The following is a 10,682-nucleotide window of genomic DNA, read 5'->3' as shown; positions in this document are numbered from 1 at the left end:
CACGCAGGAAAGTTAGACTGACATCTGGAGAGCCGGATACATCGAGAGGTGTAAGTCCGGTTCGGAGGGGAGTTCTCGGAAACCTGCCATAGTGATATGGTAAGGCGCCGGGTTCTTACCCTACTTGCTGCGGACTGTCATTGTATGCGGGGGTATCTTATGTAAAGGCAGAGGAAAAGGGTTCTTCTGATTACGATGCTTATTTGCAGGAAACAGGGATGCCGGAGAATGAGATACAAAAGCTGGATGAGCATGTGAAACAATTTATTGTCGATGATTTAAAAAGCGGAGATGGAAAATTTGAGTATATGAAAATCGATGTAGGAAAACAGGCGATGAATGGAAGAGAGGAAGATTTCGAAGGGATTGAGTTCTATGCATCGGCTTTTCAAAATGGTTCGACGATTTATATTTATCCGACCTATGAATTTACAGAGAACAAAAAGCCCTGTGGAAACGACAGCTTTTCCTTTTTGCTGGGAGAGGCAATAAGACCATATGAATTTGGAGGAATCTTATGGTACAAAAACAGCAAAATGAACGACTGGGAGATCAGTGGAAATCTTGTCGCAAATAATCAACAGCTAAACGGCGCCAGCTATTCCGGAAGCCAGCTGGGAACACCGAGATCTGCGATGAAGTTCATGGGAACCACATACTGCCATGCATCGGTGGGGACGGGGAATGATAACAGAATTGTGATGGGGTATTCGTATCAGCCGAAGGAAGTAAGAGTTGAGTTATTCGGATGGCAGCTTTCAGGAAAGCAAATGATTTTTGTGCTGGCGGGAGGAATTGTTGTGGGGATCGTATGGTGGAGAAAAAATAAGAGTAGGACACAAAAATAGTCGCTCCTGTCTGGAAACTAGGCGACCATTTTTGTATAATTAGTAAACAGGCTGACCGTTTAACGGCAGCACTCTTGAATTTAAGAGTATGGATGCTGTCAAAACGGTAGGCGGTTAGTCCTTCGAAAGAGAATCTTCTGGAAGGATAAGCAAATGAGTATTATAGACTTTCCTGCAGTAGTGAACTCCGGCTTAACCTGATTTAGTATCGGATATACATTTGGTAAGGATAATAATACATAGTCTGAAAAACTTTGCGGTTATTCTTGTAAACTATATTGGACTAACCGTCTATCAGTAGCACTCTTTTTCGATATCATCGTATCACGCTTTTGTGGAAATGTCAAAAGTTCTTTTAGATTTGCTTTGAAAAAGTTTAAATGAGGAGATGAATCCAGATGATCTACGCTTACGATAAATTATATCTTTCCGTCGCTCAAAAAAATCTTGCCCATATGTTGGATTATATGGTGAATGATTTAAAATATCCATTGGAAACGGTATGGCAGTGGTTTTGCATGAGTAATACAGCATCGCGGTTTGAGAAAGGTGATTGCTCTATAGTGGCCGGAAGATCGGGAGTTGAGATTGCATATGAAGTATTACGGGAAACTGGAAAATCACATCCGAAACGAACACCTTCATATTCCTACGATCGGAGCCCCGAATACTGGACAGGCTGGGCGCTGGCCTATTATCAGTGGAGTACCAGTTTATCCTTTGCGGAAATAAATCAAGCTATCCCAGTAACCGAAGTACGAATGCTCTATACGCCGTACCATGAAATGGATATACGCCAGTTTGTAGATAAAATGAATGAATTGTATCGTGAAGCAAAACCGGAGACGAACCTGAAAGAACTGCGTACTTTTGCAAATTTAAGTCAGAGTGAACTGGCACAGCAATCAGGTGTTTCAGTTCGTACTATTCAGCAGTACGAGCAGCGAAGAAAAGACATTAACAAGGCGCAGACAGAAACGCTATTAAAGATTGCACGGGTATTAGTATGCAAGGTAGAAGATCTGGTGGAAAAAGTTCCGATGTAAGAAGAAAAATGAAAAAAGCAGAGGCCATTTCCAATGCGTAGGTGAGCCTCTGTTTTTGCGTGTTGGGACTGGTAATCATTTGAAGAAGATGACAATTTGCAGTTAAAATAGTAACAAAAAAGAAAAGGAAAATATAGGAAAAGTGCTGTATTGTCTGGAAAAAGCGGGATCAGATATAATAAAGAAAAAAGGGAAGAGATGAAAAGGGAAAGGAGGGTGTTGTATGAAAAGAAGATTGGGAATATTTTTAGGATTGATTGGAGTCGTTGCAGTATCAGCAGTAAGTGTCTCGGCATCAACATTTGAAACATTGTCAGATTCCGGAGACTATGAAAAAATTGTGGCGCTTGCAGATGAAATCGTGTATTCTACGAATGGCGGGCCTGTTTACGACCCGTTTTCAGAAGGGGTGACGGTCGATGATATTGATTTCGACAATGCACTGAAAGAATATATCGACACGCCGCTTTTTACTTCAGAGCTGCTTTCTGTTTCGGAAGTCGAAACAGCACTGGAAGAGAGTGATTATATCTGGATTGTTCCGATCAAAGCTTATGGTCATTTATATGAAGCGTGCGCAGTGAGGGGCAATGGAGAGGATGGACAGCCGAACGATGAGTGGCACATCAGCGGTACCAGAGGATATGAAAATGACAATACACCTACCTATATCGAGCAGTTAAAGACTTCGCTTGCTGCAAATCCAGACGTTGCGTGGGAAGATTATCAATTCCATCTCGTCGGCGGAGCAGATCCCATCCGTTTTCCGATCTGGATTGCAATGAATGAAAAAAGCGTAGAATATCTGATCCCGGGACGTGAAGATGCGGCGGGTTGTCTTACAGACAGTTCACAGGCAGAAAATAATACGAACGATATGTTTGTGACGCAGACGGCATTTCCGACATACAGTTATCCGTTGGTTGTAGCCGCTGTTGCAGATCCCACTTACATAGAGCTGGAAGATTCCCTCGGAGGAACCAGTTCGGTTCTTGATGTAGCGGCACAGCCGGGGAAATATCAGCATAAAATGATGTATCGTATATTACTGGCGATTGTAGGGATTTTATCAGTGATTATTGTGGTTGGTGTGGTGCTCAGAAGAAAAAGAAAATAGCAGAAAATAGTTACAGAAACGCAGAAAGCTCCGGTTTACGCCGGGGCTTTTTGCGTTGGAAAATCCCGACCAACATCATAAACTTTTCCAGGCGTTTACGCTACCATGAAAATATAAAAATGGTATCACGGAACATTCATACAAGACGGGGGTGAACAAAAAAATGGTCTTTTTTCGAATGCTGCATTCCGATTTCAGCAGAATGATAAAATCGTGGAAATTTTATCTCGCAATTGCCTTTATTGCGGTACTTACCTTTCTAAGCATTTACCCCGAAGCCGCAGGATCAGGAGGAAATTGCTCGGTTTATTATCTGGTGAATGCGCGCGGCGGTGTAAGTGCGTTTCTGGTGACGAATACGATTCTCGTTGTATTGCCGTTTGCACTCAGCTATTGGGAGGATGTGCAGAAAAATTATATTAACTGCATTTTGCCGAGGGTACATAGCAGTATTTACAGTTTCTCGCATGTGGTTATAACAGCTCTCGGTGGTTTTCTGGCTGTGTTTCTGGGCTACTCGCTCTGTTTTGGGCTGATGGCGCTGCGGCTCCCTTTCGTAACAGCCGATGAACTTGAAACACTGGCAGGACTGACAACGCTGACAGGGTATGAAAGCTTATTGCTGCACGCACCAATCTTTTATTTCATTGCCGTATTTGCAACAGAAGCATTTGGCTACGCATTTCTTGCTGTCTGTGCGTTGACGGCATCTGCGCGGGTGACAAATGTATTTGTGGTGCTGAGTATTCCGATTCTGGTCTATTATGGAAGCACGCTGCTCTGCAACGCATGGAATCTTCCGGGAATTTTCTACTGGTATTATATCATGGCGAGCGGCGGAGTCCTGCGTGCGATTCAGAACCCGGCACGGCTGCTGTTCTGCATTTTCTGTTACTTTAATGGTCTGATTCTGGTGCTTGCACTGGTCTTTCAACAGGAACTGGAGAAAAAGAAAAAACATGGTTAATGGAAAGAAAATCATTCGCATCTGTGCGATTTCAACAAAAAGGATCTTTACGAATTCACGTTTTTATCTTGCCGTTCTGTGGGCGATGATCGTGTTTTCCTTCAACATTTTTGGAATCCGCGATTTCTGTGTCCTGACGCAGGCAAGGGTTGCGCCCTGGATTTTTCCGCTTCTAACGAAAGAATCCGGAAATCAGATGTTTTTAATCTTAGGCGCCCTGCTTCTATTCTGCGATGCACCGTTTCTGTCGCCAAATAGCCAGTGGCAGATTCTGCGGGCGGGACGGAAAGGCTGGTTCTGGGGAAATATTCTGTATATTTTTTTCACGGCACTTTGTTATACATTGCTTCTGGCCGTGCTCCCGATCCTGATCTGCATTCCCTATGTGGGCTGGTCAGAAGAATGGGGAAAGGTGCTGGGCACACTTGCACAGACAACAGCGGCCGCGCGGCTTCAATTGAAACCATTCGACTACCGCATTCTGCTGTATCACTCCCCACAGGGGGCAATGCTTCTTACTATCCTAAGCGTGTGGTTAAACATTGTATTGATCGGAATGGTTAATTATACGCTGAACCTGTGGGTGCGGAAGGGAATCGGAACAGCCGTCTCTGTTATGCTGGGACTTTCGCCGCTTTTGATTACGCGGCTTCTGGACATGACCCTTGGATATTATCTCTCCCCGCCGCTGTGGATGAGTCTTGCATATTATAAATGGGGCGAATACGGAATCGGTGTGCCGGTCGGTTATGCATACGGTGTTCTCATCGGGCTGATTCTGTTCTGTATTGCGGTGTCTTGGATAGGAGTTAAAAAGAAGGATCTCATTTTTCAGGAGGAGGTGTAGCAAATGGAGAAGATGATAGAAATCTCGCATGTTTCCAAATCGTTTCAGACATATCGGGCGCTGGATGATGTCAGCCTGGATATCGAAAAAGGAAAAATTTACGGAATCATCGGGCGGAACGGAAGCGGAAAAACGGTGCTGTTTAAATGTATCTGCGGCTTTCTGAAAACAGACAGCGGGGAAATCAAAGTAGACGGGAAGATCATCGGAAAAGAAATCGAGGCGCCGCAGAACGCCGGGATCATCATCGAAAATCCGGGCTTTCTGTCTGCATACAGCGGTTATCAGAATCTGAAATTTCTGGCAGACATCAACAAAAAGATTGGAAAACAGGAGATCCGGGATGTACTGGAAAAAGTAGGACTTGACCCAACGATAAAAAAACCGGTTGGAAAATATTCCCTTGGTATGCGGCAGCGGCTCGGAATTGCGCAGGCGATCATGGAAAATCCGTCCCTTCTGATTCTGGACGAGCCGATGAACGGACTGGATTATCAGGGCGTGAAGGATGTGCGGAAGATTCTGCTGGATCTGAAAGAAGAGGGAAAAACTATTTTACTGGCAAGCCATAACAGGGAGGATATTGCATTCTTATGTGATGAAACTGTTCATATCGACCATGGAAAACTGGTGGAAAGGGAGGCGTATGAAGTATAAAAAAGCAGTAATTGGAATGATGGCAGTCTGCGCAGTGCTCGGCGGATGCCAGAAGGCAGATGAGGAGCCAAAAACAGCAACGGCATCGGAGCCGGTTTCGCAGGAAAAGTCAGAAGATACCATGGATTTTTCCACGATGAAAAACGGAGATCGAATCCAACGGAGCATTACAGACGAGGTGAAGATGGATGCCGAACTTGTTCTGCCGGAAAAAGATCTGGATTCTGTAGAGATATACCATGTGCTGGTTGACACTTATGATGGACCGAAGGTGATGGAAGATTTGCTGGGATATATTCCGGACAATGTGGAAAAAACCAGTTACAGTGAGAATGACAATGCTTATCTGTATAAGGGAAACCTTGGGGCAGAATTTGCCAATCTAGAAGGAGACTTTTCAATAGAAAACCAGCTCTGTCTTACGACAGATCATTGGGAGTCCATGTCGCAGATCATGCCGATAATGTGGATTGGATACGACATTCAGTTCTGGGTTGAGGGATGTGAAGAGCAGGTCAAACAGGATCTGCCGTTCCAGACGCGTGAGGCGGCGGAACAGGAAATCCGTCAGACGCTGAGCGAAAAAACAGAGGGGACAATCTATCGAACATTGCAAATGTATTCATTCAGTCATCAGATTCTGGAAAAATGCCAGAATGAATACATTGCTTCCGAGGAAAAACAGGCAAGATCTATTGACAATCCGCGGACAGATTGGGGGGAGACGGAAGACTGCTACTGGCTGCAACTGGAGCAGGAACTCGAAGGAATCCCGGTGCTGTCCCATAACGTAGTGCGAAGCGATGATCTCTACGTTCCATCACAGGAAATTACAGTTGGATATACAAAAAACGGGATTGAAGATTTGAATATCATTGCACATTATACGGTGCGGGAAAAAGAAAAGGCTACACTGGAATCTTATGAGACAATTGAAAATGCATTAAAGAAAAAGTTTGAAATGATGTTCGCAGGAAATGTGGAAATCACACAGATGAAACTGATCTACTTTCCGCTTTGTACAGAACAGGATGCCGATGGATTCTGGAAATGCGATATGATTCCAACATGGGAATTTACAATACAGACGGGTATGGGAACAGACTATGTTTATATAAATGCGGTCGATGGTATGGAAATCTATGGGTAAAGAATGGGAGGAATGCAAATGAAGAAATTGGGAAAAGGGCTTTTGATGTTAGGAATTATTGCTATGTTTTCTGCTACAGGAGTAGCAGCCGCAGGTAATTCGATTACGACGTTTTATTTCTCCGCAAATGGAACACCACAGATCAGCAGTGAAAGAAATACGAAGGCAGTTGACAACGATTACAAAGCATATGTAACGACTTCTGCCAGCACGGGAAGCGTAAACAGTACAGCTTTTCAGCGTGGGGCTACTGTTTATGCAAGAACCAGACTGAACAGTGATAAAAATGGTGTGTATTCACCGCTGTTTACGTTTGTTAGAAATGAGAAACAGAGCAAAACATATGCTTCTGGGATGGCAAGGTTTGGACAAGCGTATGTGTTGAAAGCCGAGACAGATAATGCATATTATTCAACGGATGCATACTTAACACAGGTTATCGTTTGGTGCCCGTGATTAGGAAACATTAAATAACTAATATACCCATAGTTTCCATACTAAAGATAAATTGTAATGCGTGGAATTGCTTTGATTTAGGGCAATTCCACATTTCATTTTAAAAGAAAATTATGAAAATAATGCTAATTATTATACGTATGAAAAAGGGAAAAATTACACTTTTTTGAAAGAAAAATAGAAAACGTTGATTTGCATAAAAATCAAATTAAAATATGGTGATGATTTCTCTTGTTGTAAATACAATTTTAAAATTATAATAAAAGTCACAAAAAATAACATAGAAAAAGGAATTTATTAAGGGAAAACAGATGCAAGGAATTGGTCAATTACTATGGAAATTACGAGAGAAAGAAGGAATACGACAAAAACAATTATGTTTAGGTATTTCTTCTGTGTCAAAATATGCAAGAATTGAAGCAGATCAACAGGATATTGACTTTTTTCTGATTGATCGAGTCATGGGTCGGATGGGAAAATCGGTGGAGAGACTTACTTATATATTACCAAGAGACATTTACAACATCTATGAACTGCGTCAAGAGATACAACAGAAAATCTGTCAAAGAAAATGGGAGGAAGCAGAACAATGTCTGGCTGAATATGAGAAAAATAAAAGGGCAAAAGAACCGTTACACAAGCAATTTATAGAGCAAGAATATGCCCAGATTGTATGGTTGCGAGGTGAGGCGATAGAGTTGGTCTGTGAACATTTGGAAAAGGCAATTATGCAAACAATGCCAGAAGTGGAAGAACAAAGAAAAACAGGGGTTTTGAGTGCGGAGGAATATAAATTGCTTCTTTTTAGGTGGGAGGTTTGTCAAAGTGCAAAACAAAAACGAACCAAGGACGAAATTAGAGCGTTAGTGGATGAAATATTTCAAAAAAAATTTGAAAAGACAGAACGAGTAAAAATAATTCCATATGCAGCCCTTTTAAGAAATAGGATAGCAGAAAAAAGTGAAAAAAATACATATATAAAAATGATAACGGAAGAAGCATTAGAATCATTAAGAGAAGAAGGAAAATTGCTCTATATGCCTGAAATTTTGGAACAATACATACAAATTTTGAAGAAAGAACAAACAGATATCGATTTCATTAAGACATTAGACCAAGAGAGAAAAAGCATATTAGAGTTGGAAAATGAGTATAATGTATCATTTGAAAATTATCGTTTATTTGAACATGTAATTCGTAATTTTGAGGTGGATGCAGAATTAATTCGAAGAACAAGAATGGCATCTAAGTTTACGCAGGAATCATTGAGTGAGGATATTTGTACACAAGAGACATTAGCGCGAATCGAGAATGGAAACCAGCAGCCACGGAGTGAAAAATTTTGTCAGATGATGGAAAAGATGAGACGAAATGCTAAAAGAATTGAGACAGGAATTCAGATAGAAGAATATGAGATATTGGAATTGAAAATAGAATTTTCAAAGTATATGCATCGGAAAGAATATGAGAAAGCAGAAAAGGTCCTTTCCAATATTGAAAATAGAATAGATTGTAGTATATTAGAAAATTATCAGTATATAGAAGTTGGGAAAATACAAGTGAAATATCAGAAACATCTAAGTGATTCAGAAAAATTAATACACGAGTTAAAAAAAATACTGGAAATGACATTAAAAGTTGAAGATGAATATAGAACGAAATATGTGCTAAATCGACAGGAAATTAGTATTTTGACAGAAATAGCGCTCATTTATTGGGGTAAAAAGGATTATCAAAAGGCACTGGAAATTTATCGCTTTATAGACAGAAGGTACTGTGATAGTTGCGTAAAACCGGTGTTCCATATGCTAGATTGGAATATGAATGTAGCAAATTATGCAAGAGCATTGGAGGAGTTAGAGAATTTTGATGAAGCCATGTATACTTGCCAAAGAGCTATTCGGCAAATGTTATATGCTGGTAAAGGGGCATCTTTAGGATATTGCTTGATGATTCAGGCGTGTATTATGGAGGGGGAGGAGAAAGAGGGATATAAAAGATACTTCAAACATAATTTGAATGTTCTGAGATTATATAAAATGTGTGCAGACTATAAAGTGATGAAGAATTATGTGGAAGATAGAAAAATATTGAATTAATGATCATTATCGTTTGGCGGGAGCGGAGCAGAGGTTGTTGAGAAAGATGGAAAATTAAGGGTAGGAATAGTGATGGTTATATGAGAAAATATTAAAAAAATAAGCAACAATTTTTTGAAAAATTTTTTCATGGTAGATCTCGCTTTCGTAAAATAGGATGATATGTTTATAGAATACAAGGAAAAAAAGAAAAAGTTTATGATGTTGGATGATTTTTTTTGTTTCCGTCTAATATCATAAACTTTTTTTGCTTTTTAGTATAATATTAATATATCAAGATGTTGGGGTCAAAAGGTTTTTTGACCCCTTTGATACCAGATTGCTACGTGCTTTGCACTCCCGCAATCTTCAAAAACATTCGTAATCCGCTCATTTTTCTTCGAAAAATGGCTACTTACTCATGTTTTTGACGGGTCAAGAGATCAAAAATCCTCTTGCAAGCGAGCTTGCATTGGCTTTTTGACCTTTTGACCCTGGTATCATATCAAGATAAAAACATAAATGCTTAATAACATATAAATGAATATTAATTTGAAACTGTGATCAGTTTAGAAAGGAGATGAACCAATGCATAATTAAAAAAATTACCAGATATGTAGAAATAGCATAGGATAGCAGAAAGGAGTACCGTATGAAAAAAGTGATGTCATTTATCGTTGGATTAAGTTTGCTTTTTACAACAGGAACTTTTGTTAAAGCAGAAACAGTATCACATGAAGAAACAGGAATTTATGTAGATGGCACGTATGTTTCTGAAGGAGCAAAAAAATTTATTGAGGACAATGGAATCGAGCTGGAAGAAAATGACCAGGTAGAAGTGGTTAAGTCAGAAGGAACATCAAGAAGTATTCCAACAACGGCGTTACATGTTGTAAAACGGGATGGATCTGAAACAGAAGAGTATTTTCTGCTGAGTTACGAAGAACAGGAGAATGGTGATGTGGTTCCGGCGGATGTCCCGCTTGAAACATCGATGGCCAGAGGCTCGCAATCAATTACCTATACACCTGGATATGCAAAACTGATCTCAATTGTAGGAACCGTAGGATATACGACAGAAGGAGATTTGTTTACCGTATATATTAAGCCAACGAATACAACATTTAAATACAGCTATAACCAGTCTTGCACAGTGAACTATATCAATACTTCTTTCCAGACAGAGGGAACATTATGCAGTTCATCTGGTTCAGAAATATCTTCAGAATACGTGCATGCTATTGAGATTTATCAGAATAACCCAGTAGCAGGAACAACGTATCAGAAGAGCAGTCCGCTGCCCAGTGGAAGGAAAATAAAGTATACTGGAAATATTAACAGCGGTACATGGCTGACCTTCGAAGCGAAAGTAAATGGTAGTTGGGACAGCCGTACATATAGTATGAAACCAGTGTCATGAAACTGTTCTGAATCATAAAATATATTAGGAATATATATACAACAAAGGCATTGAGAATAGATGAAAGTTTATTCTCAATGTCTTTATAGCATAATT

The 10,682-nt window shown here is 40.4% G+C and carries 10 protein-coding genes; all 10 read left to right on the top strand.

The features are described from left to right. Positions 1 to 218 precede the first annotated feature (218 nt). The 10 genes from ACY2VW_RS08670 to ACY2VW_RS08625 all read left to right on the top strand — a co-directional run bounded on the left by ACY2VW_RS08670 (position 219) and on the right by ACY2VW_RS08625 (position 10,586). The gene (locus ACY2VW_RS08670; protein WP_461877792.1) at positions 219 to 848 is read left to right on the top strand and encodes a hypothetical protein; all 630 of its coding nucleotides are present in this window, start codon (positions 219 to 221) and stop codon (positions 846 to 848) included. A 398-nt stretch (positions 849 to 1,246) separates the two neighbouring features. Next, complete coding sequence (locus ACY2VW_RS08665) at positions 1,247 to 1,894, top strand: helix-turn-helix domain-containing protein (protein WP_461877791.1); 648 nt, start codon at positions 1,247 to 1,249, stop codon at positions 1,892 to 1,894. Between the two features lie 223 nt (positions 1,895 to 2,117). Beyond that, complete coding sequence (locus tag ACY2VW_RS08660; protein ID WP_461877790.1) at positions 2,118 to 3,011, top strand: hypothetical protein; 894 nt, start codon at positions 2,118 to 2,120, stop codon at positions 3,009 to 3,011. A gap of 163 nt (positions 3,012 to 3,174) precedes the next feature. Beyond that, on the top strand, positions 3,175 to 3,978 hold the full coding sequence (locus ACY2VW_RS08655) for a hypothetical protein (protein WP_461877789.1): 804 nt from the start codon (positions 3,175 to 3,177) through the stop codon (positions 3,976 to 3,978). Further along, positions 3,971 to 4,825, top strand: coding sequence for a hypothetical protein (locus tag ACY2VW_RS08650; protein WP_461877788.1), 855 nt, complete (start codon positions 3,971 to 3,973; stop codon positions 4,823 to 4,825). Before ACY2VW_RS08655 ends, ACY2VW_RS08650 begins: the two co-directional genes overlap by 8 nt. A gap of 3 nt (positions 4,826 to 4,828) precedes the next feature. After that, complete coding sequence (locus ACY2VW_RS08645) at positions 4,829 to 5,482, top strand: ABC transporter ATP-binding protein (protein WP_461877787.1); 654 nt, start codon at positions 4,829 to 4,831, stop codon at positions 5,480 to 5,482. Further along, positions 5,472 to 6,632: a hypothetical protein gene (locus ACY2VW_RS08640; protein ID WP_461877786.1), complete on the top strand. Its 1,161-nt coding sequence runs from the start codon at positions 5,472 to 5,474 to the stop codon at positions 6,630 to 6,632. Before ACY2VW_RS08645 ends, ACY2VW_RS08640 begins: the two co-directional genes overlap by 11 nt. 18 nt (positions 6,633 to 6,650) lie before the next feature. Further along, the gene (locus ACY2VW_RS08635) at positions 6,651 to 7,088 is read left to right on the top strand and encodes a hypothetical protein (RefSeq protein WP_461877785.1); all 438 of its coding nucleotides are present in this window, start codon (positions 6,651 to 6,653) and stop codon (positions 7,086 to 7,088) included. A gap of 311 nt (positions 7,089 to 7,399) precedes the next feature. Beyond that, complete coding sequence (locus ACY2VW_RS08630) at positions 7,400 to 9,187, top strand: helix-turn-helix transcriptional regulator (protein ID WP_461877784.1); 1,788 nt, start codon at positions 7,400 to 7,402, stop codon at positions 9,185 to 9,187. A 631-nt stretch (positions 9,188 to 9,818) separates the two neighbouring features. Beyond that, positions 9,819 to 10,586, top strand: a complete 768-nt coding sequence (locus tag ACY2VW_RS08625; protein ID WP_461877783.1) for a hypothetical protein — start codon at positions 9,819 to 9,821, stop codon at positions 10,584 to 10,586. The last annotated feature ends 96 nt before the right edge of the window (positions 10,587 to 10,682 follow it).

The sequence above is a fragment of the Fusicatenibacter sp. genome (assembly GCF_977045365.1).
Note: the sequence above shows the minus strand (reverse complement) of the source record. Positions and strands in the feature narration are given on the sequence as shown.

What these genes read in the sequence shown, in the direction of transcription:
- ACY2VW_RS08630 (WP_461877784.1), top strand. Translation starts at nt 7,400, where the DNA reads ATGCAAGGAATTGGTCAATTACTATGGAAATTACGAGAGAAAGAAGGA.
- ACY2VW_RS08670 (WP_461877792.1), top strand. Translation starts at nt 219, where the DNA reads ATGCCGGAGAATGAGATACAAAAGCTGGATGAGCATGTGAAACAATTT.
- ACY2VW_RS08645 (WP_461877787.1), top strand. Translation starts at nt 4,829, where the DNA reads ATGGAGAAGATGATAGAAATCTCGCATGTTTCCAAATCGTTTCAGACA.
- ACY2VW_RS08635 (WP_461877785.1), top strand. Translation starts at nt 6,651, where the DNA reads ATGAAGAAATTGGGAAAAGGGCTTTTGATGTTAGGAATTATTGCTATG.
- ACY2VW_RS08650 (WP_461877788.1), top strand. Translation starts at nt 3,971, where the DNA reads ATGGTTAATGGAAAGAAAATCATTCGCATCTGTGCGATTTCAACAAAA.
- ACY2VW_RS08665 (WP_461877791.1), top strand. Translation starts at nt 1,247, where the DNA reads ATGATCTACGCTTACGATAAATTATATCTTTCCGTCGCTCAAAAAAAT.
- ACY2VW_RS08640 (WP_461877786.1), top strand. Translation starts at nt 5,472, where the DNA reads ATGAAGTATAAAAAAGCAGTAATTGGAATGATGGCAGTCTGCGCAGTG.
- ACY2VW_RS08655 (WP_461877789.1), top strand. Translation starts at nt 3,175, where the DNA reads ATGGTCTTTTTTCGAATGCTGCATTCCGATTTCAGCAGAATGATAAAA.
- ACY2VW_RS08625 (WP_461877783.1), top strand. Translation starts at nt 9,819, where the DNA reads ATGAAAAAAGTGATGTCATTTATCGTTGGATTAAGTTTGCTTTTTACA.
- ACY2VW_RS08660 (WP_461877790.1), top strand. Translation starts at nt 2,118, where the DNA reads ATGAAAAGAAGATTGGGAATATTTTTAGGATTGATTGGAGTCGTTGCA.